This window comes from Rhizobium sp. AG855 (assembly GCF_003610655.1).
GTDB lineage: Bacteria > Pseudomonadota > Alphaproteobacteria > Rhizobiales > Rhizobiaceae > Allorhizobium > Allorhizobium wuzhouense.
Genome location: NZ_RAQG01000003.1, coordinates 2831580 through 2855459, shown reverse-complemented (window position 1 = coordinate 2855459; position 23880 = coordinate 2831580). Strand labels below are relative to the sequence as shown.

Sequence of the window (23880 nt, the reverse complement as noted above, 5' to 3'; positions counted from 1 at the left end):
CATGTTCGAAGAGCTCCTGGAACTGCTGCTTGGACATTGTTTCCTTCGACGGCAACGGCAGGCGTAAGTGGATACTTTCCATTGATGTGGCTAGAACGCCTGCCAATTTGGGCCATGCGTCGGCTGCAGCCTGCTGGACTTGTATATGTCGATAGTCGGCATAGCGATGTTGGGTGCGGGCTTTGGTAGGGAGCACAGTGGCGCGGAGCCTTTCTCTGCATCGCCTTCCTCTGACCATAGCAGTTCGCCCCGGCGCAGCTGTTCGGCCGGCGGTAGGCTTGCCAGCGCACCGATCACACTAACGCATGCTGCTGCAACTGCCAGAACTATGGTTCGCATCGTTTCGCTCCTTTGCATGGCTTTTTGCTGCGGCGCCAAGCCGGCAGCCAATTGGGATGAACTGAGGTCAGCCGGATCGGCCGAGCTTGCTCTCGGCCGACCTGGTCTGTGGTGCGCTTGGTGTCAGGAAGCGTTCGAGATCGTGCGGTTGACGAGGGTTACCGACTTGTCGGCGTTCACCTTGTAGATCTCGCGGACATCGCGACCGTCACCGTTGGAGAAGGTGTGGAAGAAGGTCGAGCCGGCGGGGGCCTTTTCGAGCATGACATCGCTGTTGTCGTAGGTGATCGAGCCCGGGATCGGCTGGACGCTGGCGAAAGCGGCCGTGCCGGCTGCGAACGAGATCAGGGCGGCGGAGAGGGCGGTAAGAATGGTCTTCATGGTCGTGTTCCTTCAAGGGTTGAGTGAGGGCCGATCTTCGGCCGGTTTCATCGGACTGCTGCTTCAAGACAGGTCTCTGGCGGGAGGCCTGGTAGGGCGCTGATCTCGCATCCGGGAGAGAGGACTGCGTTGTTGATCAGCCAGTTCAGAGTGACAGTGAGGGGGATGAGGTTCCATTGAACCTGAGTTCGTTCGCCACCAACATTGGTATGCCGCAGCCGTGCCGAAGGCATGGCCGGACATGACCGAAGGTTTGGGTCAAGGCATTGATCGGGCAGGGCCGCATACCGAAACGTTGGTAAAATCAGCTCGGATCCCGAGCGCTGCCCAATTGCGATTGCCAGCGGGCGGCACGTGCCAGCCATCCCGCGTTATCCGGATGTATAGGGGCGAGCATACCAGCGGCTGATGGGCGGGTTTCAGGTGGAAGCGTAGACTTGCCGTGCGGGCCGGGCCGACGCCGGAGGCGTCTGTCGGAGAGCCAGCATCCACCGCATGGCCAACAGGAGATGACCCATGGAGCCTCTCGCAGTCGAGGCGCGCCGCAAGGCCGCACTCACCACACCGTCCCGATTCCCGCCCGAAGCGGTGAAGGATATATCCGCAGCGCTCACCGGCCTGCTTGCCGATACCTTCGCCCTCTATTTCAAGACCAAGAACTTCCACTGGCACATGAGTGGGCCGTCCTTCCGCGATTATCACCTGCTTCTCGATGAGCAGGCGGGCCAGATCTTCGCGATGACCGATGCGATCGCCGAGCGGGTCCGCAAACTCGGCGGCACGACAATCCGCTCCAGCGGCCATATCGCCAGGCTCCAGCGGTTGCTCGACAACGATGCGGCCTATGTGACACCGCAGGATATGCTGGCCGAGCTCCGAGACGACAACGAGCGTTTCGTGTCCTTTGCCCGCCAGACGCATGGTCTCTGTGCCGAGCATGGCGATGTTGCCTCAACCAGCCTGCTTGAACAGTGGATCGACGAGGGCGAGCAGCGTGTCTGGTTCCTCTTCGAGATCTGCCGCAACACGTAAGGAGCGCATCGGAACCGAGTGCGTTCAGGCTCACAGCCAGCGATCAAGAACGGGACCGGGCCAGGAACGGCTTCGGTCCCGTTGTTCTATGCGCCGATCAGCATCATCACGCCGAACAGCAGAGACCGCAGCCAGACACTGCGGCAAGCTCCACTGCGGGCAAGGCTTGGAGATTTTTGGATGGTGAGGTTTTGCCGGCTCGCGGCATCGCGCACAAAGCGCGCGATCGGGGCGGAAGGCGCCCTCGTCACACTGAAGGATCATGGCGTCGTCGCACGCGGGACCGCGTGCAACAGGATAAGCGATACCGGCAGAGCGGAAGCTGTGTTTAGGCGATCCGCCTGCTGCGCCGCCAGGCGGCGGGCGTCTGGCCTGTGACGCGACGAAAGACGCGGCAGAGATGCGACTGGTCGGCAAAGCCGCAATCAAGCGCGATTTCGCACAGCGGCGTATCGGTGGTGAGCATCAACTGCTTGGCATGACCAATGCGCCGCCGGCAGATATAATCGTGCGGTGATGTCCCGAAGCTGGCACGAAAGGCGGCAGAGAAATAGCTGGTGCTGAGCCGTGTGATCTGGGCCAGCTCATCGATATTGATGCGTCCGGCAAGCTCCTTGTCGATATGCCGCTTGACCCGGCCGACCTGCCATGGAGCCAACCCGCCGCGCGTGGAGGGCTCTGGGGTCTCTAACAAGTCAGGACTGCCAACAAGGGCCGACGCTTTCCGGATAAGGTCCATTGCGGTGTCCTCGTTTTGCTCGACGAGGGACATGGCATGGGCAAGCAGGCGGCTGAGCTGGTGGTGTTGCGACGTCAGTGAGATAGCGCTGATAGGCGCCCGGTGAAGGCTGTCGTCGATCTGGAAAGGAAGTGCTGACATGACGATCCCCGTTGGTTCTGATGTATGGAGAGATCTTCATGCGAATGGCGGTTCAAAGAAATTGTACGGGAATTGATCAGCGTCAGACTGCAGTGCTAGCCTCGCATACCCACGTATAGTTGCCGGAGCATCGGTGCGGGTCTTAAACAAGCTGAACACTCACAAGCCCTGGAAGGCAAAGGATGTCCGTGAGCCCTCTCGTTCTGGTCGTCGATGACGAGCAACTCGTCCGCAGTTCTGTCGATAGCCTGCTGCGCTCGGTTGGCTATCGGGTGAAGTGTTATGCCACGCCACTTGATCTGTGCCGCGACGTGCAATGCCTGGAAGAGGCCGATTGCCTGATCCTCGATGTCCGTCTGCCCTTCACAAGTGGCCTTGATTTCCAGCAGAAGCTCTCTGAAATGGGCGTCGAGATACCGATAGTTTTCGTGACGGGCCATGGCGATATACCGATGTCGGTGAGGGCCATGAAGGCCGGAGCCGCAGACTTTCTGCCGAAACCCTTCCGAGACCAGGACATGCTCGATGCTGTCGCAGCCGCCTGCTTGACGCGGGCTGCGGCCAAGGGCGAGACCAAGCTCGAGGCCGAATTGAAGGAGCGGTTTTCCTCGCTCACCGCGCGCGAGCGCCAGATCATGGAAATGGCAACGAGCGGCCTGATGAACAAGCAGATAGCCGGTGAACTCGATCTGAGCGAGATCACCGTCAAGATCCATCGCGGCAAGATCATGCGCAAGATGATGGCGAAAACCTTTGCCGACCTGGTGAAGATGTCGGAAGCCATCGCGCGACACCAGGGTACACCGGTGGGCCGATAAACTCAGGTATAGTCGATAAAGTTATGAAATACGGCTATTAAGGCATGCAGTGAACCCGGTTCCGACCGGAGATTGGCAGATCAAGGTGCATGCTCCCAGGCTGATTTCAGTGATCGACGATGAGGTCGAAGTCCTTCGCGGCACCAGCAGCCTCTTGCGATCCTGCGGGTTCGACGTTGCGACCTTCACCTCCGCTGAAGATTTCCTCCATTCGCCCAGCAATGGTCGCTCGGCCTGTCTGATTTCCGATGTCCAGATGCCCGGCATGAGCGGCATCGAGCTTTTTGCCGCGCTCAGGGCCCGCCAGGATCCTGTCCCTGTCATCTTCATCACGGCCTTCGCCGAAGCCCCGGTGCGCCAGCATATCGAGGCCCCTGTCTGCGTGCTGCAGAAGCCTTACCAGGCAGAAGCCCTGATCGCCTGCATCGAGCGTGCAATCAGCGTCCAGCCCGAGACATGACGAGGCGCCGAAGCGCCTCGCCTTCGGCCTATTTTACATCCCGATTTCTCGCCGAAATGGCGATAAGGTGCCGCACAACCGGTCGCTTCTCCCCTTGGTGATAGTTGATGATCTGGCCGTGGATCTCGGCGTCCGCCTGTGATGCGCGTTCATGCTGGCGCAGATGCTCGGCCCAGGATTCGACGAAGAACCATTCGATAATCTGCTCGGGATTTGCCGCATCTTCACTGACGCCCCAGAGATAGGCGCCGTCTCTGCGCCGCGCTTCGGCATGGAGGTTGAGTGCCCGGAGAAATGCGGGGCGGTCGTCTGCGGTAACCGAGTACTCGACCTGCACCATGACGGGACCCTGATCATGGGCAACGCTGTCCGCCACGATGGGCTCCGGCCAGTGGTGGGAGGCTGTGAGGTCGTCCTCGCCCAGCGGCAGCTTGATCAGGTGCATCAGGACTGCGCTTAAGGTCAAGCCGGCGGCCGCAATCAGCAGTGTCGTCGTTAGCCCCAGGGTCTCGGCCGTGATGCCCCAGGCGATGCTGCCCGCCGTCATCGCTCCGTTGAAGACAGTGAGGTAGACCGCAAGTGCCCGCCCGCGCACCCAGTTTGGTAGCACGGCCTGGGCAACACCATTGAGCACGGTGAGCGCCGCGATCCACGCGCTGCCCAGCAAGAACAGGCAGATGAAGGCTGCCCCTTGCGGGGGCGCGAACGTGAGAACGACCATGACGCCGGCGCTGAGGATCGCAGATCCCAGGAGAATGGCATCGGAACTCAGCCGACTGCGCAGTCTCGGCAGGATGGTTGCCCCGCCGATGGCCCCGGCACCGACCGCGCCGAGCAGCAGGCCGAAGAAGCTTGCTCCGCCTCCAAGCAGATCCTTGGCGACGAGGGGGAGAAGCGCCCAGGTGGCGCTGGCGAAGATAAAATAGACGCCAGCCCTCAACAGCACGACATGCAGCTTGCGGCTTGAACGGGCATATCGCAGCCCCGCGCGAAAGGCGCCGAAAAAGTGCTCGGGGATATGGCTGCCCTCGGCCCGTGGGCTTTGCCACCAGAGAAGCGCGCCGATTACGAAGAGATAGGTGGCCAGATCCGCTGCGTAGGCAATGGCCGCACCGAAGGCGCCGAGCAGGATGCCGCCGACCGCAGGGCCGATCGACCGTGATACATTGATCCCGACGGAGTTGAGCGCGATCGCATTGCGCAACTGGAGTCTCGGAACGAGATCCGGCACCGTGGATTGCCACGCGGGACCCGCAATGGCTGCGGCCGTTCCGCCAACAAGGGTGAGGCCGATCAGGAGCTCGACGGTGATCAGCCCGCGCCAGGCAAGCAGCGTCAGGGTTAGGCTGACCGCCAGCAGCACCACCTGCATCGCCATCAGCAGCTTGCGCCGGTCGAGAATGTCGGCGAGCACACCCGCCGGCAGCGCCAGCAGGAAGATCGGCAGGGTCCCCGCCGCCTGGATGAGGCCGACGGCACCCGGAGAGGCAGAAAGATCAGCGACGAGCCAGGCACTCGCGACGTCTCGCATATAGGTGCCGGTATTGCCGATGACGGTTGCGGTCCAGAGGACGGCAAAGGCTGTGTGGTGAAACGGAGCAAGCGCACTGCCTGCCTCCGCTTTGTCAGGCTGCAATTGGGTCATGACGATCACCTCTCGAAGGTTCGGTGCGACGGAGCGCCCTGCTGCAAAACGGGCAGGGTGTAGACACACGAAGGCCGCCGCGGGTCAGGCGGCGGCCTGGGAGGGGCAAGCCCGGCTCAGCTCTTCACGAAGGCCAGCAGATCCGGATTGATGACGTCGGCATTGACGGTCAGCATGCCGTGAGAGAAGCCCTTGTAGACCTTGAGCGTGCCGTTCTTCAGAAGCTTGACGGAGATCTCGGCAGAAGCGGCGATCGGAACGATCTGGTCGTCGTCGCCATGCATGACGAGCGTCGGCACGGAGATGTTCTTCAGGTCCTCGGTCTGGTCGGTTTCCGAGAAGGCCTTGATGCCGTCGTAATGAGCCTTGGCACCGCCCATCATGCCCTGGCGCCACCAATTCTGGATCACGCCTTCATGTACGGTGGCACCATCACGGTTGAAACCGTAGAAGGGGCCAGCCGGCACATCGCGGAAGAACTGCGCACGGTTGGCGGCGAGAGCCGAACGGAAACCGTCGAACACTTCGATCGGCAGACCGCCCGGATAGGCTTCCGTCTTCACCATGATCGGCGGGATGGCGGCGACCAGGACGGCCTTGGCCACACGGCCCTGCGGCTCACCGAAGTTCGCGACATAACGCGCCACTTCGCCGCCACCGGTGGAGTGGCCGATATGGACGGCATTGCGCAGGTCGAGCTTCTCGAAAACAGCCGAAGCATCGGCAGCATAGTGGTCGAGATCGTGACCTTCGCTCACCTGCTGCGAGCGGCCATGGCCACGGCGGTCATGGGCGATCACGCGGTAGCCGTTGAGGAGGAAAAACAGCATCTGCGCGTCCCAGTCATCGGACGACAGCGGCCAGCCGTGATGGAAGACGATCGGCTGCGCATCCTTCGGACCCCAGTCCTTGTAGAAGATGTCGACGCCGTCCTTGGTGGTCACATAGGTCTCGGTCATTGGTATCGTTCCTTCCTGTTGAAGTGCGTTGAGGGTTTCCGAGGCAAAGACCGGGAGTGTCGTTGCCAGCGAAAGGGTGGCGCCCGCGAGCAGTGCCTGCCGCCGGGACAAGAGGAATTCGTGTTTCTGATCCATCGCTTGGTTCCTGCTGATTGGATGATCGGAGACTAGGGACTGGCTGCCGTGCGCTCTTGTCGCCTAGGCCGGTTTTTTGGACGTTTCACCGCTCGCATCCATCCCGGCGACGAGAAGGAAGGCGGCAACCAGGCCGAGATGCTCGAAGAGGGCATTGGTGGCGCCGCTGCGTGCAGGTCCCGCCGGCATCGTCCAGAACTGCAGCGCAATGAAGGTCGCCGCGAGCGTGAAGGCCGCGAGCGCCAGGGCCCCGGCGCGGCGATGAAAGCCCGTGATGACCATGGCGGAAGTCACGAGCTCGAAGCCAATCACGCCGGCTGCGAAGAGGGGCGCAGGCAGGAGGCCGAAATGGGTCATCTCCTGAATGGCGCCGTCGAAGTCGAAGAGCTTCGTCAGCGCCCCCTGGATATAGGCCGAGCAAAGCGCGCCCAGCATCAGGACCTTTGCCGTCGACCCGTTCAGCGCATTGCAGCGCGTCGGCGGAGTGGTCTGTTCAAAACGTGTGATTGTTGTCATCGTCTTGTTCCCTAAACGGCCCAGCAGGAGCAGCCGAGCGCACCGAAAAAGCCCTTGAGATCGCTGATGGGCAGGCTGGAGGTCCAGGCGCCCGCATGGTCGTGACCATGCACGCCGCAGTCATTGGCGCAGCTACAGGATGAGATCGCATGGCGGCGCAGCGAGTTTTTGCCAGCCCCTTGCGGTTCACCCCAGCCGGCATAGCCGCCGAAGGTTCTGACCGGTGACCACTCAGGCATGGCAGGCGGAAGGGGCGGCGCATCAATGCCGCTGAAGTCACCGGTGCCGTAGACGACCTTGCCGCCGACGATGGTGAGGTCGGAGGTCAGGAAGGAGATCTCGTCCTCCGGGCAGGAGAAGTAGTCCTTGCTTGGCACGATCAGGTCGGCGAACTGACCGACCTCGATGCGACCCTTGCGCCCCTCTTCATTGCTGAACCACTGGACCTTTTCGGTCCACATCCTGAGCGCCGTTTCCCGGTCCAGGCAGTGCTGCCGCGGATAAAGGCTCATGCCGCCCACGGTCTTGCCTGTGATCATCCAGGAGAGCGAGACCCAGGGATTATAGGAGGCAACACGGGTCGCGTCGGTGCCCGCCGAAACATGCACGCCGCGATCGAGCATCTTGGCAATCGGCGGCGTTGCTTCGGCGGCACCATGGCCGTAACGCTCGACAAAATATTCGCCCTGATAGGCCATGCGGTGCTGCACTGCGATGCCGCCGCCAAGCGCTGCCACGCGGTCGATCGAACGATCGGAAATGGTTTCCGCATGGTCGAAGAACCAGTTGATTCCATCGAGCGGCGTATCGCGGTTCACCTTTTCGAAGACATCGAGGGCCCGCGAGATGGTCTCGTCATAGGTCGCATGCATACGCCAGGGCCAGCGGTTCTGGGCAAGGACCCGGACCACCTCTTCGAGATCGCCTTCCATCTCCGGCGGCATGTCCGGGCGCGGTTGGCGGAAGTCCTCGAAATCGGCGGCGGAGAAAACCAGCATCTCGCCGGCACCGTTGTGGCGGAAGTAGTCGGTGCCCTGCTTGTAGGTGACCGAGGAGGTCCAGCGGAGAAAGTCTTCCTTTTCCTCCTTCGGCTTCTGGGTGAAGAGGTTGTAGGCGAGCCGAACCGTCAGCAGGTCCTCGTCCGCCAGCTTCTGGATGACGGCATAGTCATCCGGATAGTTCTGGAAACCACCGCCTGCATCGATGACGGCCGTGACGCCCAGCCGGTTGAGCTCACGCATGAAATGACGCGTCGAATTCACCTGATAGTCGAAGGGAAGCTTCGGTCCCTTGGCGAGCGTCGCATAGAGAATGCCGGCATTGGGTTTGGCGAGCAGCAGCCCGGTCGGATTGCCGGCCGCGTCGCGCGTGATCTCGCCGCCTGGCGGATCCTGGGTGTCCTTGGTGAAGCCGACAGCGCGAACGGCAGCGGCATTCAGCAGCGCGCGATCATAGAGGTGTAGCAGGAAGACGGGCGTGTCTGGCGCAATCGCATTGATTTCGTCGATGGTCGGCAGGCGCTTCTCGACGAACTGATGCTCGGTGAAACCGCCGATCACCCGCACCCATTGGGGCGCAGGCGTCACCGCCACCTGGCGTCGCAGCATGTCCATGGCATCGGCCAGTGAGCGGATGCCGTCCCAGCGTAGTTCCATGTTGAAGTTCAACCCGCCGCGGACGACATGGGTGTGATTGTCGTTCAGTCCGGGCAGGACGCGTTTGCCGCGCAAGTCGACGGTCTTGGTCTGTGGACCCGCATGTTTCATGATCTCGGCGTCGCTGCCGACAGCGAGAAACTTGCCGTCCTTGATCGCAATCGCCGTCGCCGACGGATTGGAGCGGTCAAGCGTGGTCACGTGTCCGTGGTAGAGGATGAGGTCGGCATTCATCACAGTGTTCCTTCTGAATTGGGAGGCATCGATACGCGGGCGAGGAGCTCAGCCCGCGCGGTCCTGCGGCCTGCGGGTCTCGCTGAGGTCAGTCGTCGTCCGCGTTTCACTGTGCTTCGGGAGCGATGTCGTGATCGGCTGCCGGACGAGAGCGCCTCTGGCGAGCGGCACGATCTGTTCGCCGATGAGGATGCCAAGCAGGCCGACCAGCGCGATGACCGGCGGGGCAGGGGAGCGCACGTTGAGGACGCCGTAGATCACGCCGACGAGCAGCCCTGCTGCGAGTGAGATGAGATAGAGTTTCATCACCGTTTCCTTTCGGCGTGAGATCGAATGCATGCGGTGGAGCTCATGAACGTGTCGTCCACCTACGCCTGGCGCGGGAGGGGAGACCGCGCCAGGCTCAGGTGGTCGTTCCGGTGGGGAGGCGGCACCCGGAACGACCGGCGGGGACAGGGTCAGTGGCCTTCGGCCGCGTTGAACATCGTCTTGGCGTAGGTCACGCCGAGGCCGTAAGCGCCGCCGAGCTTCTTCGCGATACCGGTGGTCGCCTCGTAGGTCTCACCACGCGCCCAGTCGCGCTGCAGTTCGAGCAGATACTGAAGCGAGGTCATCGGCTGGGCACCGGCCTGCACCATGCGGTCCATGGCGCGGTCATGCGCTTCCGTGCTGACATCGCCGCAGGCATCGGCGATCACATAGACCTCGAAGCCCTGGTCGAGCGCTGACAGGGCAGGGCCGACGATGCACACGCTTGTCCAGAGGCCGCAGAGCACGATGCGCTTCTTGGCGATGCGGTTGACGTCGGCAATCACGGCCGCATCTTCCCAGGTGTTCATCGACGTACGGTCGAGCATCGCCTGACCGGGGAATGTGCTGGTGATCTCGTCGAACATCGGGCCGGAAAAGCTCTTCTCGGCAACGGTGGTCAGGATGGTCGAGACGTTGAAGGTCTTGGCAGCATTGGCGACAAGCGCTGCATTGGTGCGCAGGTTGACCGCATCGATGCTCTTCGTGGCAAAGGCCATCTGGGACTGAAAGTCGATCATGATCAGCGTGTGATCGGCGGCGTTCAGAAGGCGGGCGCCAGGGGCGGCTTTGGCTTGAATGGTCATTTTCGTTTCCTCGGTGCTTGGGAGAAGCAGTGACGAGGAGAGAATGCCTTGGAGTGCTGCCGGTCTCTTGTCGGTTACGCAGCCGTTTTGGACGTTTCGCTGATCGTGCTGAGTGAGCGGAACCGTGAGGACTGGTGCTGCCCATTGGAAGGGCCGCAGCCCTAACCGTCTGTTAGCCGATGAGAATCACGGTCGCATTTCTGACAGCGCAATCACCATTGACTTCGAGACGACATAGCCTGTGCTCTATCCGTTGGATCAGGCGTCGAACGTGCCATCTAACAAAAACTACCGGTTTTTGATCGAGTTCCGGGCACTTATTAGCGGTTGGGCCATGGACATGGTCCGGGGTGAAACTGCTACTTTGACAAAAGTGATGTTTTGTCCATTCGGAGACAACGGTGCCCTCAACCGCCGCGACAATGGAAACGCTGGACGAAGCCTGGCTGCGGGGCAGCACGCGTGTCGCTGTTTGGCAGGCCGCTTCGGTGAATCTGTATCGCCTCTCCCAGGGTTCCGCCGCCTGGGATGCACTCATTCTGCCGCGCGACAGAGACGGGGTGCGATCCTCCCAGGCCGATGCACGCATGCGTCGCTATCCGAATGCCGATGGCTGGCTCGACACGCCGGTGGCGATATTGGAGGAGGCGGAGCATCGCGTCCTGGTGTTCGACACCGCAAGTCTTGTTCTCAAGCTGCAGTCGCCTTCGCCTGCTCCGCTTGCCGATTTTCTACCTCTTGCGCTTTCCATGGCCAGGACGCTCTCGGCGGCCCATGCCGCAGGCGCGCCGCTGGGATCTCTGCATCCAATCGACTTTGCGGTCGATGGCCATGGCGGCCTCCGGTTAAGGACAATGCCGGCGACGGCCTCCGCGCAGACGCTCGGCGTGATTGATGAGATCATCTATCGCGCACCCGAGCAATTGAGACCTGTCGCCCCGCAATATGACGGTCGAAGCGACCTTTACGCGCTCGGCATGACCCTCTTCAGGCATCTGACAGGCATCTTCCCGCTGGCAGCCAACTCGCCGGTCGAATGGCGTCATGCTCATCTGGCACTGGCACCCATGGATGCCAGCAGCATGTTCGCAGATCTGCCGCCGGTGATTGGGCAGATTCTCAAGCGGCTGCTCGCCAAGGAACCGACCGCTCGATACCAGACGGCCCTTGCGCTGGAGGTCGATCTTGCGCGCTGCGAACAGGAGTGGCGGGAAAATCGCACCATCGGCGATTTCGAAATCGGTCGCGTCGATACACCCTTTGCGCAGCTCGGAACCTCAGCGCTCTTCGGTCGTGGCGAGGAAGAACAGATCCTCGCCAACGTGCTGGACCGCTTTATGGATCACGGCAAGCCATCGATGATCTCGGTGCACGGTCAGCCCGGCGTCGGCAAGTCCAGCCTCATCCAAAGCCTTGGCAAGGGGGCGGCCGAACAGGCACTATTCCTGCAGGGCAAGAGTGACCAGCATCAGTCGGAACTGCCCTATGCCCCGATCGTGCAGGCGATCAGCGCCTTCATCGATGAGGCAATGCGTGCCGATCACCTGACGCTGGCATCGGTTCGTAAGGCTCTAGCCCGCGAGTTGCAGGGCAACGCGGCACTGCTGGTTGACCTCCTGCCTTCAATGGAAATCCTTACCGGGCCGCAGTCGACACGAACGGAAATAACCGGCCAACTGGTCCAGCTTCGCTTGCAGAGGGCATTGCGCGCGGTGCTGTCGGTCGCGGCAGCGACCATCAAACCCCTCGTCCTGTTTCTCGATGACATACAATGGGCCGACGAAGCCACACGCTCCTTCCTGTCGGTTCTTGTGAGCGAGCCGGTTACGGGGCTCCTTTTGATCGTCGCCCGGCGTGACCAGTCCGGAGAGGCGCAAGCCCTGTCGGAACGGCTCCTCGCGGATGCCCGCATTTCCATGACCGAACTGGCCGAGCTTTATCTGAGCCCACTCTCTCTGCAATCGACCCGTCAGATGCTCGATACGATCTTTTCGGATGCACCGGACGGTCTCGCGGATCTGGCCGAAACCTTGCACGAGAAGACAGGGGGAAACCCCTTCTATCTGCGAAGACTGCTGCAGGCTCTCGTTCAGGACGGCGTCGTCTATTTCTCCCCGGACCAAAGGGCGTGGCTGTGCCGAGTTGAGGACGTATCGCGTTATCCCGCGAGCGAGAACATCATCTCCTTCGTCACCGCCCGTCTCGAGAAGGAGGGGGCGCAAGCACTTCGGCTGTTGCAGACGATGGCCTGCATCGGCCCCGAAGCAGAACAGGCAGTTCTTGCCAGTGCCCTCAGCCTATCACCTGAAAGTCTTGCCCAGCTTGCAGCACCTCTGGCGCGCTCCGGTTTTGTGGTCCTCTCGCCTGCAAAACTGAGTTTTGCCCATGACCGCATCCAGGAGGCAGCCTATTCGCTGATGGACGCGGAAGAACGGCGCGCTCGCCATCTGCATCTGGTCGATGTGATGATGTCGCTGTCGGACGGCTCAACCAATGCCTCGGCCTTTGCTGTGGCCAATCAGATCGAGCAATGCAGAGACGAACATCTGCAGATTGAAAAGCAGAAGCTGTTTGTCGATGCCCTTCTGGTCGCACTTGTCCATGCCAGGCGCTCTGCCGCCTTCGGCCAGGCGGTCCGCTATGGGGAGACTGCGGTTAGCCTGATCAAGGACGACCTTTGGGCGGAAGACTACGCACTGTGCTTCCGTGCCCATATCCTCCTGTGCGAGGCGCTGCTGGGAGCCGCCTCGCTCGAAGCTGCCGAGAGCCGGCTCAACGATCTCTTGCAGTATGCGCGATCGGCCCTCGACAGGAGCGCCGTCTTCCGTCTGCGCGCCAATCTGCTGACGCTGAAATCTGACTATGAAGGCTCAATCGATGAGGCGCTGCTAGGGTTGGACGAGCTTGGCGTCAAGCTCGCGCGCGGGTCGACAGAAGCGGAGCAGGAAGAGGCCTATCGTGCCATCCGGCGAGGGTTGGCCGGGAGACGGATTTCCGATCTGGAACACATGCCCGTCATGGACGACCCGCGTATCAGGGCCGCCATGTCGCTACTCGCGCCGCTCATCTCGTCGGTCTTCACGACGGATGGCCTCCGCTTCCTCCATCTCGCCAAAATGGTGGAGCTTACGCTCGATCATGGGGCAAGCCCTGAATCCCCGCATGGCCTTGCGTGGTTCGGCGCCATCATCTCCGACAAATACGATGCCTATGCGGACGGTCTGGAATTTTGCCTCGCCGCGCGGGCGCTCGTCGACAAATACGGCTTCGAGGAGCACCGCACTTCGGTCCTTCTGGCGGTCGATCAGGTGGCACCCTGGACCCAGTCCCTGCCTTACGCCCTGGAACGCGTCCGCGAAGCCCTCGACGCCGCCCATGCGGCCGGCGATGTCGGCTGGATGTGTTATGCGCGTAACCATCTGGTTTCCGATCTCATCGCCATGGGAGACGAGATACCCAACATCAGGCGCGAGGCGGAAGAGTCGATCGCTGTCACCCGGCGCTTTGGTTACACGGATATCGAGCATATTCTGGCAGCCCAGCTCCGACTGGTCGTCGACCTTGCCGAAGGCCCAGGAGAAAGCCGGTCATCAGCAAGCCTCACGCAGAGTGCCCCCGTTGTTTCAGCGACAACCGCATTCTGGGTGGCCTTCTATGACGGGACCTCGCTCTACTATAACGGCGCCTACGCTGCGGCAGTCGAGAAACTCCGTGCCGCCGACGCCCTCAGCATCTTCCTGCTGGCCCATGTCGATACCGGCTTCTGCAAGTTCTATCTCGGCCTCGCGCTCGCCGCCCTGGAACAAGGCAGGTCGGCGGAGAACCGTGATGATCATCGTCTCGCTGAAGTCCGCGCCCGCCTGGCGCTTTGGGCAGACCTGAACCCGTTGAATTTCGCCGACAAGCTGCTGCTCCTCGATGCGGAGATTGCCCGCAGCAAGCGGAGTTACGCCGAGGCTCTTGTTCTCTACGAAAAAGCCGCCGCCGCTGCCCGATCCTCGCGCTTCGAGCACGAGCATGCCTTGGCGCTGGAGCGCGCTGGGGCCTGCTGCCTTGAGATGGGCAACCGGATCAGTGCCAATGCCTATCTGTCGCTCGCATCAGAAGCCTATGAACGCTGGGGTGCCGGACACAAGGCAAGAAGCCTCAGGACAGCCTTGACCCTGGATTTGACCCGGCGTCCGTCTGCTGCGCAAGGTCTGACCTCCGCTGCCGGTGACCTCGACACAGTGCTCGGGACTTCGCTTGCTCTGTCGGAGGAAATTGTTCTCGACCGGGTGATCGAAACGCTGATGACCCGGATGCTCGTTCACGCTGGCGCCAATCGCGGGCTACTGCTGAAGATTGCCGATGGCAAACTGGAGGCAGAGGCGTCCGCCTGGACCGAAGGCGACAGCGTGCGCGTCAGCACGATAGATCCGGACCGCTATGGCATAAGCCCACCCTATTCGGTGATCGATCGAGCCCTTCAGACGCGAACCCCCTTCGTCATTTCCGGGTCCGATTTCGCAGCCTGGGCTGCCGACAAGGTCCCCGGAACGGGGCGCTCGATCCTCTGCGTGCCCCTTTTGCGGCGGGGGGAACTCACCGGCCTTCTCTGCCTCCAGAACGACTATCTGGAGGGCGTATTTGCCGCTGACACCGTGGCACTCCTCAAGCTCCTGGCCTCTCAGGCCGCAATTTCGCTCGAGAACGCCCGGCTCTACACGCGGCTGCTGCAGGAAAACGAGCTCCGCTCTCGCAGCGAACAGGCGCTCGCGGGTGCGAGAGCTGAGCTTGAAAAGAATGCGCGTCTGACCCTGCTGGGCGGGATCGCCGCCTCGGTCACGCATGAACTCGGCCAGCCCTTGTCTGCCATAGCGTCGAACGCAGGCGCCGGCCTTCGCTGGCTCAGCCGCGCCGAACCGGACATCCCGGAAACGCTGAGCGTCCTGACCGAAATCGAGACCAGCGTGACGCGCGCCCACGACATCATTCGTGCACTGCGCGCCCTTTCGAAGCAGGCCCCAAAGGTCGAACAGCCCGTTGATATCGACGACGTCATTCAGGAAGTGCTGCGCATTGCGCGCTCCGAGATTTCAAACCACGGCACCGAGGTTCGCCTTGACCTTGCAGCAGGAGGTGCGGTGGTTTGGGGCGACGCCACTCAGTTGAAGCAGGTCGTCTTGAATCTCCTCCACAACGGCATGGAGGCGATGAACGACATTCCCGAACGAAGACGGACGATCGATATTGTCTCGAAATGCACCTCATCCGAGATATTGGTCACTGTACGGGACTTCGGCAAAGGGATCGCGCCAGAGATCGCATCACAGATCTTTGAGCCGATGTTCACCACGAAAACCACGGGCATGGGCATGGGCCTTGCGATCTGCAAGTCAATCATCGAGGCCCATCAGGGCGTCCTGACCGCCGTTGCCGAGCCCATCGGAACCAGTTTCAGCTTTGTCATTCCGTTGAGCGCGCGTGCGGACGCGTAGACTGGCATCAGACGCGGACCTGTCCTGCGTTCCTGGGGCTTGCGGCGGAGAGGTCTCCCGCTGTTGTCGACGGTGTTCGTCAAACCTGACGCTATTCTTGCTGGTCAGGATCAGATCTGGTTTCTGACCATCTCTGCCAGTGGATCGCCGTCGTCTGGGTAAGAGGCCAGTATTCCGCGTCCGGCTTCGGTGGCCACGCTGTGAAGCCTGTCGGATGCCTTCCGCTCCAGAACTCGAAGTACATTGCGAATGGCCAGAGCAGAGGCTCCCAGCTCTTCCGCGCAATCATGGCTCTCTTGAAAGGCGATTGCCGCGCTCGCCTGTCCTTCCGGGCTTTGGTCATGCCAGAGCAGAGTGCAACGGATGGACTGCAGTTCCGGCATCCACCATCGGCTGTTGTTCGCCCTGCAGAAAGATATTGCCTGATCGATGACTTGTAACGCGTCGTTGTGGCGGCCGAGTTCACCAAGCATTTGTGCACGAATGCCATCGATCCAGGGGATGAGCATCCGGAACTTGTTCCGGTCCATCTTGTCACGCAGGGCCGTGAGCGCCGGGTAATTCGGGTTACCGCTCAACGCATTGACAGCTTGCAGCGCCGCTTCGCTGGAGACCTCCCTGATTGTCATCGACTGTTGGTGCACGGCCTTTCGCAACGTCTCGCAGGCGTGGCGCGCATTGTCATAGTCACGCAGCGAGCAATAGAGGGGAATGATGACCTCGTTCAACGCCCAACAGTGATACAATCCATGTTCCGGCTCCTCCAGGGGGCCGCGGATCGCCTCGTAGTGGTCCAGTGCCGTGCTCACCTTTCCGCGCAACCATTGTGCCTTGATAAGAAAAATGCGCGACAGAAGTCCGGGATCCGTACCGATCCGCATGAGACGGCCGAGCGAAATGAGTGCCTGGCGCTTGACGACATCCTCCAGCTCCCTTTCGGCTCGGAACTGATCGCCCCGCATCTGCAATGCCATGGCGTTGTAGTTGTCGGCGATCAGATCATCATCGTCCTGCAGATCGCTTTTGCTCGATGGCCTCAACTTCTCCGCGCAAGCATCCGCCAAATCAGGCTCTGACCGATAGATATGGAGCCAGTAGAGGCCGGAATAGGCGAGGATTGTGGTGGGGGCCAGCCGAGCATCCGGTGTTTTCTGGATCGCAACGTCCATGGCGGCTTTCGATGCGTCCACCGGGCCGTTCGTTGCCAACAATGCGGCGCCATAATAAGCGTTCAGAGCAGCCCACAAAGCCTCGCTCTGCTCGACACGTCCCTGATAGGTCAGCGCCCGCGCGGCGATCGTCTCGCAGTCCCTGAGCAGCGAGAGCTGCATGTAAAGCGGCGCGGCTTCCGCAGCGAGGCGCACGGCCAGTGCGGGGCTTTCCGCCATCTCGAATTGCCAGTCGAGGCAGGCCGAAAGATTGGTCAGATTTGGGCACGCCGACCCAAACCAGTTTATCGCCTTTTCCTTGTCGCCCTCGAGCAAGCCTTGCCCTTGAATTTCCAGGATGAAGAATTCGCCCAGTTTGGCCTGAACCTGATGCCATTCACCGGTTTTGATCATCTGATCAACGCAGAAGGCGCGTGTCGTATCGAGGAGCCGGAAAGACGCTCTTCCGTCTCGATCTTCCTTGACGATCAGATTTTTGCCAACGAGCACGGCGATCGCGTGGATGACGTCGCGTTCCGGCAGATCTTCGCGGGAGATCACCCGCAGGCACGCCTCGACGCTGGCGGCACCCAGAAAGACAGACATCTCGAGCAAGACACGCTTTTGGCTTCTGGTCAGCAAGTCGAAGCTCCAGCCGATCATCTTGCTCAACGTGCGGTGACGCTCCGGCCAATCGGTCGGCATGAGATCGATCATCTCGAAGTTTTCCCGCAAAAGCAGGTCGAGATCGTGAACGCCGAAAATGGAAAGATGCGCACAGGCAATCTCGATCGCCAACGGTATGCCATCGAGCCGCCTGCAGATCTCGGCGACGCTGGCCAACAGTTTTTCACTGAGCAAAAGACCCTGCAGATGCGCGGCCCCGCGATCGAAGAAAAGCGCAATCGCACTATACGCAACAATGTCGTCCGCCGTGAGCGCCAGACCCGAAGGGGGCACGGTCAGTGCATCGAGCCGAACGATATGTTCATCGCGCACGTTGACCGGCTGTCGCGAAGTCGTGATGACAGTGAGATTTTCAAGGTCCCAAAGTTCATCTTGGTCGAAGGCCGACAACACGTCGGTACATCGGTCGACGCAGTCAAAGAATACGAAACCTCTGGAGGATCTTAAGACCTCGCGGACCAGGTCCACGGGCGCCTGGAGCGTGCCAGAGACCGGTAGTTGCGCGGCAAGACAAGCCCAAATGTCAGCATTCTGGCGGACATTCGATGCATCGATCCAGAAGACCGTCGCTTCCGTGCGCAGGGTTTCCAGAACCGCGAGTGCGAGTGTGGTCTTCCCAAAGCCACCAGGCGCGAGGATTGTCACAAACCGATGGCGACGGGCCGCTTTGACGGTGGCTTCAAGATCGTGCTGGCGGCCGATGAGTGTTTTCGGTCTGGTCCGATTTGCCTGTTCCAGCGCATCATCCTTGATGGAGTTGCGAGCTGCAATTGCCCCCTTCTCCGGAAGGAACTCGACTTTCTCCGTAAACACATAGCCGACGCGTGAAACGTTCCTGATAAAGGGTCGGGCCTCGGCTTCAGGGGACAAATGTTTCCTCAGAACATTGATTTGAAATCGCAATGCGCTGTCGGTGATATTGGGGGCACCCCAGACCCTGTCGACAATCAACGCGCGGGGCACGGTCTGGCCGGCCATCTCGAGCAAGACTTGCAATATATCAGCGGCTCGTCCGCCCAGCGGCAACTGTTTGCCGCGGCGGCTCAAGTTTCGCGTCCGCGTATCGAAGGCGAAATCGCCGAAGAGAAACACGCCCTTCTCATGCGCTTGCAAAGGATCAAGCTCTGCCATTGACTGGTCCCATAGTTTCCTCTGACAATTTTCATTGAAATATCGAACCGGGCAATTCCCAACCGCCGCCACTGATAGGAGGCACCCCTCAGGCAAAACAGCTCAGGTTGCGCTGAGGCGCACGACAAATCATGGGTCGAGCGGTAATGTGCTCAGAACAGATAGTCTGTCCAAATGCGGCGTGTCAAATAGCCCAGAACGGCAAAGACAGAGCAGCACCGATAGGCGGAACCTCCGGCCATAAAAATGCACAATTCGCACCTGGACGCATGTGACGCAGCCATATCGCGCCGTCATGCGGGACGCTGTCGGGTCCCCAGCGAATTTTTTGCAGGCCGCGATTCAGCACAGATGCCGCACGACGGAAAAACGTAGAAATCACGGCTTTTTTGGGAGAATTGGCTGGGGAACCTGGATTCGAACCAAGATTAACGGAGTCAGAGTCCGTCGTTCTACCGTTGAACTATTCCCCACCAGGGTATCGCTTGCGCGATCGGTGAGCGGGCTTATAGACAAAAGCTTTGACATTGCAAAGACCCAAATCGGAAAAAAATCATCGAATGTTCGCGCTGGGTCGGAATGGCCCTGGATCCCGGCTTTTGGCGCTGGGCGGCGCTGCCGAAGGGCCTCTGCGGGCGCGGCAGAAAAACCGTTTGGCGCAACGGGTTTGCGCTGGTATGCTCTGCCCAACGAAACGAATGATGATACCAGCGGCATGCGTCGGTCTTGGCGCCTTGCGCGGTTCAGTGGATAACTTCAGTGACAGACCCCAGTCGCGGCGGACAGCCGAAAAGCGAGGGGGCGTCGACAGGCAGGCGCAAGAGCGGTTCCCACCGCAGGCGCGGCAAGGGCAAGAAGGCGGGGCCGGTCACGAGCGGTCTCGATGTTTCTGCTTCGGCAGGATCGGCGGCAGCGCCGGTCCCTGAGCGACGTTCCGAAACGATGATTGCGGATGGACCCATCCGCAAGCGAAAGCGGCGCAGGCGCGGCAAGGGTGCCGGAGCGTCCGCCCCATCTCCCCATGGTCATGGCGACAAGAGGCCAGCCGACACCGCGTCGGGCGAAACGGCCCCGCGTGCCACGGGTCAGTCTGAGCGCAGCGCAGCCGGCGAAGCGTCGTCCGGCGCATCCGCGCGACCGGCGCAGTCGCGTCCCTTCCAACGTGAGGGCGATCGCACGCACCATGGCGCAGCGCCGCCAGCCGGCGAGCCATCCTCGACGCGTGGCGATCAGCCGGAGGGCCGCAAGGGCCGCCGCAATCGCAACCGGCGCGGATCGGCCGCAAAGCCCGGCCATGTGCGTCCGCTGGCGGGATCTGAACCACCCTCCGCAGCCCAGAGGGCGCGGTCGGCTGAATCGCCAGCGCCAGCGAAACCGGCTCCGTTAAAGCCGCATGCCCACCGCCCGTCGCAACCGCCGCAGGTCGACCGGCCGCGCAGCACCTGGGAATTCGCCTCCGACGATCTCTATGCGGCACTCGATCTCGGCACCAACAACTGCCGCCTCCTGATTGCCCAGCCGACACGGCCCGGCCAGTTCCGCGTCGTCGATGCCTTTTCCCGCATCGTCCGGCTCGGGGAAGGCCTCGGCGCCACCGGACGCCTCTCTCAGGATGCCATGGATCGTGCCGTCGAAGCCCTTCGCATCTGCGCCTCCAAGCTCGCCGGCCGGGATATCCGCCGCATGCGCCTGATCGCAACCGAAGCCTGCCGCGCGGCGGAAAACGGTGAGCTTTTCCTCGAAAGGGTCACGGCAGAAACCGGCCTGAAGCTTGAGATCATCAACCGCGAGACCGAGGCGCGCCTTGCCGTGTCCGGCTGCTCCTCGCTGGTCGGCCGTGAGGCGCGTTCGGTGGTGCTGTTCGATATCGGCGGCGGCTCCTCGGAAATCGCCGTCATCCGCATCGCCGACAACCGCTCCAGCCGGTTGGCCAATCACATCACCCACTGGACCTCGCTGCCCGTCGGTGTGGTCACGCTTTCCGAGCGGCATGGGGGGCGCGATGTGACGCCCGAGATATTCGAGGCGATGACAGCGGAAGTGGGCGGCATGCTCGATCGCTTCGATTGCCCGGATCTGGCTCTGGGGCCGGATGGCATGCCGGAAGATTTCCACCTGATCGGCACGTCGGGCACCGTCACCACGCTCGCCGGCGTGCATCTCGATCTGCCGCGTTATGATCGCCGCAAGGTCGATGGCCTCTGGCTGACCGATGCCGAAGTCTCGGCGATGCAGGCGAAACTCCTGTCCTGGGATTATGCCGGTCGCGCCGCCAATCCCTGTATCGGGCCGGATCGCGCCGATCTGGTGCTGGCCGGCTGCGCCATTCTGGAAGCGATCCGCCGGCGTTGGCCGTCGAGCCGCATGCGGGTCGCCGACCGGGGCCTGCGCGAAGGACTATTGACCGACATGATGGCCGATGACGGCGTCTGGCGACGTGGCCGCAGCCGTCGGCCGCATTCGGCGTCACAGCCGACGCCACAGACTTCGAGGGAGCGCTGACCATGGCAAAGCCACCCATTGCCGGCAACAGAACCGGCCGCAAGCTCGGCCAGAAGGTCAAGAAGGGCAAGCTGAAAGCGTCCTCCAGACGCTGGCTCGAGCGCCATATCAACGACCCCTATGTCCAGCGCGCCAAGCTTGAAGGTTACCGCGCCCGTGCGGCCTTCAAGCTGCTGGAGATCGACGAGAAGCATCAGATCCTGAAAGGGGCCACCCGCATCATCGATCTGGGGGCCGCCCCCGGCAGCTGGTCGCAGATCGCCGCCAAGGTCACCGATTCGACCGATGACGACATCCGCGTCGCAGCGATCGATTTTCTGGAAATGGCACAGATCCCGGGCGTGAAAATCCTGCAGCTCGACTTCCTCGATCCCGACGCGCCGCGCCAACTGGTCGAGGCCGTCGGCGGCACGCCGAACCTGGTGATTTCGGACATGGCGGCGCCCACCACCGGCCACCAGAAGACAGACCATATCCGCACCATGCATCTGTGCGAGGTTGCCGCTCATTTTGCCGTGGAGGTTCTCTCCGAAGGCGGGCATTTCCTCGCCAAGACCTTCCAGGGCGGCACGGAGAAGGAGCTGCTCAACATGCTGAAGCAGAACTTCCGTCAGGTCATGCATATCAAGCCCGCCTCGTCGCGCCAGGAATCGGTCGAGATGTTCCTGCTTGCCAAGGGCTTCAAGGGCCGCCGGGGCGGGGCCGTTGTCGAACTCGACGAGGAGGGCTTCGTCCGTGACCCGCGCGAGGATGTCCCGGCGACCGAGGATCTGGATCTGGATTGAGGTCGGGCACGGTCATGTTCACCTACATCACCATCGGCATCAACGATCTGCCCCGTGCCATCGGCTTCTACGATGCCGTGCTGGCGACGCTCGGCATCGAGCGGCGGTCCATCGATGAAAGCGAGGCCGGCTATGCGGCGCCCGGCGACAGTCGCTGCCGGTTCTGGATCACGCATCCCTTCGACCGGCGCCCGGCAACGGTCGGTAACGGCTCCATGCCGGCCTTCGAAGCCGCCTCGCGTGCTGAGGTCGATGCCTTCCATGCCGCAGCGCTCGCCCATGGCGGCACCGATGACGGTGCACCGGGCATCCGTACCTTCCATCCGAACTTCTATGCCTGCTATGTGCGCGATCCCGACGGCAACAAGCTGTCTGCGCTCTGCGAAAGGCCCGAGTGATTATTTCACGCTGATCGTCTCGTCTTCCCCGCCCCGGCGATAACCTGATACGGCCGACCCCACATCGCGCGACAGGCTGAAGAAGGGAAGGACCGCAAAGATCGACAGTCCGGCAACGATGGCAAAGGCCAGGTGGAAATCGCCCAGCGACAGTGTCTCGCCGGTCATCCGTGTGCTGGCTTCGAGGATTGCGGCAGCGGTTGCCACGCCGAGCGCTAGGCTCACTTGTTGCAGGACCGATGTGAGCGAGGTTGCTTGCGACGCCTGGATGTCTTCGATCTCGGCATAGCCGAGCGTGTTCACGCCGGTGAAGAAGAACGAGCGGCAGAAGCCGCCGATCAAGAGCACGGTCATGATGAGCGCGATCGGCGTTGCCGGCGTGAAGAGGCTGTTGGCCGCCGTCGTGATCGCACCACCGATCCCGGCCGCGATCAAGAGGTTGCGAAATCCGGCCGCCGCAAAGGCACGCCTTGCGATGAACTTGGTCGAGATCGCGCCCACGGCGGCGATAAAGGTGGTCATGCCCGACTGGAAGGCGCTCATGCCGAAGCCGAGCTGCAGCATCAGCGGCAGGAGGAAGGGCGTGGCCCCCGCGGCAATTCGGAACACGGTGCCACCGATGATCGCCGCGCGAAAACTCTTGTTGGCAAAGAGCGACAGGTTGAGCAGCGGGGAAGGGTGGCGCCGTGCATGCTGTACATAGAGCCCGAGGCAGACGATGCCCGCCATTGTGGCAATCGCGCCGACGTAAATCGGCAGCGCCGGCAGGCTCATCACGGAAAGGCCGAAGACGAGGCCGGACGCCGCCCCGGAACTCAGCGCGAAACCGCGCCAGTCGATCGCTGCCGTCTCGATCGGTTCGATTTCCGGCAGATAACGACTGGACATGACAAGGCCCAGAAGTCCGATCGGGATGTTGATCAGAAAAATCCAGTGCCAGCTGAAGAAGGTGGTGATGAAACCACCCACCGGCGGCCCGGTGATCGGTCCAAGCAGGCCGGGAATGGTGAGCAAGGCCATCGCAGACACCAGCTCGCTTTTCTTCGTCGTACGCAGGAGCACGAGACGCCCGACCGGTGTCATCATCGCCCCGCCCATGCCCTGCAGGAAACGCGATGCGACGAAGAAGAACAGGGAATCGGCAATGGCGCAAAGCAGGGAGCCGATCATGAACACCATGATCGCCGCGCGGAAGATCCGCTTGGCGCCGAACCGGTCGGCCATCCAGCCGCTGACGGGGATGAAGATGGCGAGCGCCACCATATAGGCCGTCAGCGCCAGTTTCAGCGTGATCGGCCCGACGCCGAGGTCGGCGGCGATGGTCGGAAGTGCGGTGGCAATGACCGTTGAGTCCATCTGCTCCATGAACAGGGCAAAGGCGAGGATCAGGGGCGTGATGCGGTTCATCGGCATTCCGGGGGGACCGTCGAAGGCTAACGGCAGGTGTGGCCTCATAACCCATTCAACGCGTCGGCGAAACCATTTTGCCGGCCGCCGCGTTCGAGAAGCAGAAGAGATAGGGAGGACGGGGCGACCACGACGGTGCGCCGTTGCATCACGATGGTGTGAGGAAACTTCCC

The 23880-nt window shown here is 61.7% G+C and carries 17 protein-coding genes and 1 tRNA gene; 7 read left to right on the top strand and 11 right to left on the bottom strand.

What is annotated here, in order from left to right; all coding sequences use genetic code 11:
• Positions 1–462 precede the first annotated feature (462 nt).
• On the bottom strand, positions 463–720 hold the full coding sequence (locus DFO46_RS14215) for a hypothetical protein (RefSeq protein ID WP_054158746.1): 258 nt from the start codon (positions 718–720) through the stop codon (positions 463–465).
• A 516-nt stretch (positions 721–1236) separates the two neighbouring features.
• Between DFO46_RS14215 and DFO46_RS14210 the strand changes: the two genes are divergently transcribed.
• The gene (locus DFO46_RS14210; RefSeq protein WP_120277738.1) at positions 1237–1752 is read left to right on the top strand and encodes a DNA starvation/stationary phase protection protein; all 516 of its coding nucleotides are present in this window, start codon (positions 1237–1239) and stop codon (positions 1750–1752) included.
• Positions 1753–2080: 328 nt separating this feature from the next.
• Here DFO46_RS14210 and DFO46_RS14205 read toward each other — a convergent pair whose 3' ends face one another.
• Positions 2081–2632 carry an AraC family transcriptional regulator gene (locus DFO46_RS14205; protein ID WP_120277737.1) on the bottom strand — a complete coding sequence of 184 codons (552 nt, stop codon included), beginning with the start codon at positions 2630–2632 and terminating at the stop codon, positions 2081–2083.
• 182 nt (positions 2633–2814) lie between these two features.
• Here DFO46_RS14205 and DFO46_RS14200 point away from each other — a divergent pair, with 182 nt between their 5' ends.
• Together DFO46_RS14200 and DFO46_RS14195 are read left to right on the top strand one after the other, a co-directional pair.
• Entirely contained in the window at positions 2815–3450 is a 636-nt protein-coding gene (locus DFO46_RS14200; RefSeq protein WP_110789829.1) for a response regulator, read from the top strand.
• 49 nt (positions 3451–3499) lie between these two features.
• Complete coding sequence (locus DFO46_RS14195) at positions 3500–3910, top strand: response regulator (protein ID WP_245422575.1); 411 nt, start codon at positions 3500–3502, stop codon at positions 3908–3910.
• Between the two features lie 28 nt (positions 3911–3938).
• Here DFO46_RS14195 and DFO46_RS14190 read toward each other — a convergent pair whose 3' ends face one another.
• The 6 genes from DFO46_RS14190 to DFO46_RS14165 form a co-directional block, all read right to left on the bottom strand.
• Positions 3939–5555 (bottom strand): MFS transporter, encoded by a 1617-nt coding sequence (locus DFO46_RS14190; RefSeq protein ID WP_120277736.1) that lies wholly within the window; start codon positions 5553–5555, stop codon positions 3939–3941.
• 116 nt (positions 5556–5671) lie between these two features.
• Positions 5672–6649 carry an alpha/beta hydrolase gene (locus tag DFO46_RS14185; protein ID WP_110789827.1) on the bottom strand — a complete coding sequence of 326 codons (978 nt, stop codon included), beginning with the start codon at positions 6647–6649 and terminating at the stop codon, positions 5672–5674.
• 63 nt (positions 6650–6712) lie between these two features.
• On the bottom strand, positions 6713–7165 hold the full coding sequence (locus tag DFO46_RS14180) for a DoxX family protein (protein WP_120277735.1): 453 nt from the start codon (positions 7163–7165) through the stop codon (positions 6713–6715).
• Positions 7166–7176: 11 nt separating this feature from the next.
• A complete protein-coding gene (locus tag DFO46_RS14175) occupies positions 7177–9054 on the bottom strand; it encodes an amidohydrolase (protein WP_120277734.1) in 1878 nt (625 codons plus the stop codon).
• Between the two features lie 48 nt (positions 9055–9102).
• On the bottom strand, positions 9103–9360 hold the full coding sequence (locus DFO46_RS14170; RefSeq protein WP_120278261.1) for a XapX domain-containing protein: 258 nt from the start codon (positions 9358–9360) through the stop codon (positions 9103–9105).
• 152 nt (positions 9361–9512) lie between these two features.
• A complete protein-coding gene (locus DFO46_RS14165; protein ID WP_110789824.1) occupies positions 9513–10169 on the bottom strand; it encodes a hydrolase in 657 nt (218 codons plus the stop codon).
• A gap of 401 nt (positions 10170–10570) precedes the next feature.
• Between DFO46_RS14165 and DFO46_RS14160 the strand changes: the two genes are divergently transcribed.
• A complete protein-coding gene (locus DFO46_RS14160; protein ID WP_147412771.1) occupies positions 10571–15649 on the top strand; it encodes an AAA family ATPase in 5079 nt (1692 codons plus the stop codon).
• A gap of 110 nt (positions 15650–15759) precedes the next feature.
• Here the strand turns inward: DFO46_RS14160 and DFO46_RS14155 are convergent, their stop codons facing one another.
• Together DFO46_RS14155 and DFO46_RS14150 are read right to left on the bottom strand one after the other, a co-directional pair.
• On the bottom strand, positions 15760–18615 hold the full coding sequence (locus tag DFO46_RS14155) for a winged helix-turn-helix domain-containing protein (protein WP_120277732.1): 2856 nt from the start codon (positions 18613–18615) through the stop codon (positions 15760–15762).
• A gap of 399 nt (positions 18616–19014) precedes the next feature.
• A tRNA-Gln gene (locus tag DFO46_RS14150) sits at positions 19015–19088 on the bottom strand.
• 286 nt (positions 19089–19374) lie between these two features.
• Here DFO46_RS14150 and DFO46_RS14145 point away from each other — a divergent pair.
• Genes DFO46_RS14145 through DFO46_RS14135 form a run of 3 tightly spaced genes read left to right on the top strand, consistent with a single transcriptional unit; the run spans position 19375 to position 22300 of the window.
• Positions 19375–21117 (top strand): Ppx/GppA phosphatase family protein, encoded by a 1743-nt coding sequence (locus DFO46_RS14145; protein WP_120277731.1) that lies wholly within the window; start codon positions 19375–19377, stop codon positions 21115–21117.
• 2 nt (positions 21118–21119) lie between these two features.
• Positions 21120–21902 (top strand): RlmE family RNA methyltransferase, encoded by a 783-nt coding sequence (locus DFO46_RS14140; protein ID WP_110789820.1) that lies wholly within the window; start codon positions 21120–21122, stop codon positions 21900–21902.
• A 14-nt stretch (positions 21903–21916) separates the two neighbouring features.
• Positions 21917–22300 carry a VOC family protein gene (locus tag DFO46_RS14135; RefSeq protein ID WP_120277730.1) on the top strand — a complete coding sequence of 128 codons (384 nt, stop codon included), beginning with the start codon at positions 21917–21919 and terminating at the stop codon, positions 22298–22300.
• On the opposite strand, the gene DFO46_RS14130 is transcribed toward DFO46_RS14135, so the two are convergent.
• Positions 22301–23707, bottom strand: coding sequence for a DHA2 family efflux MFS transporter permease subunit (locus tag DFO46_RS14130; protein WP_120277729.1), 1407 nt, complete (start codon positions 23705–23707; stop codon positions 22301–22303).
• Positions 23708–23880 lie beyond the last annotated feature (173 nt).

Coding starts and splice junctions, on each gene's coding strand:
- DFO46_RS14215 (WP_054158746.1), bottom strand. CDS start 720: ATGAAGACCATTCTTACCGCCCTCTCCGCCGCCCTGATCTCGTTCGCA.
- DFO46_RS14175 (WP_120277734.1), bottom strand. CDS start 9,054: ATGAATGCCGACCTCATCCTCTACCACGGACACGTGACCACGCTTGAC.
- DFO46_RS14130 (WP_120277729.1), bottom strand. CDS start 23,707: ATGAACCGCATCACGCCCCTGATCCTCGCCTTTGCCCTGTTCATGGAG.
- DFO46_RS14200 (WP_110789829.1), top strand. CDS start 2,815: ATGTCCGTGAGCCCTCTCGTTCTGGTCGTCGATGACGAGCAACTCGTC.
- DFO46_RS14165 (WP_110789824.1), bottom strand. CDS start 10,169: ATGACCATTCAAGCCAAAGCCGCCCCTGGCGCCCGCCTTCTGAACGCC.
- DFO46_RS14190 (WP_120277736.1), bottom strand. CDS start 5,555: ATGACCCAATTGCAGCCTGACAAAGCGGAGGCAGGCAGTGCGCTTGCT.
- DFO46_RS14135 (WP_120277730.1), top strand. CDS start 21,917: ATGTTCACCTACATCACCATCGGCATCAACGATCTGCCCCGTGCCATC.
- DFO46_RS14185 (WP_110789827.1), bottom strand. CDS start 6,649: ATGGATCAGAAACACGAATTCCTCTTGTCCCGGCGGCAGGCACTGCTC.
- DFO46_RS14170 (WP_120278261.1), bottom strand. CDS start 9,360: ATGAAACTCTATCTCATCTCACTCGCAGCAGGGCTGCTCGTCGGCGTG.
- DFO46_RS14155 (WP_120277732.1), bottom strand. CDS start 18,615: ATGGCAGAGCTTGATCCTTTGCAAGCGCATGAGAAGGGCGTGTTTCTC.
- DFO46_RS14140 (WP_110789820.1), top strand. CDS start 21,120: ATGGCAAAGCCACCCATTGCCGGCAACAGAACCGGCCGCAAGCTCGGC.
- DFO46_RS14180 (WP_120277735.1), bottom strand. CDS start 7,165: ATGACAACAATCACACGTTTTGAACAGACCACTCCGCCGACGCGCTGC.
- DFO46_RS14205 (WP_120277737.1), bottom strand. CDS start 2,632: ATGTCAGCACTTCCTTTCCAGATCGACGACAGCCTTCACCGGGCGCCT.
- DFO46_RS14210 (WP_120277738.1), top strand. CDS start 1,237: ATGGAGCCTCTCGCAGTCGAGGCGCGCCGCAAGGCCGCACTCACCACA.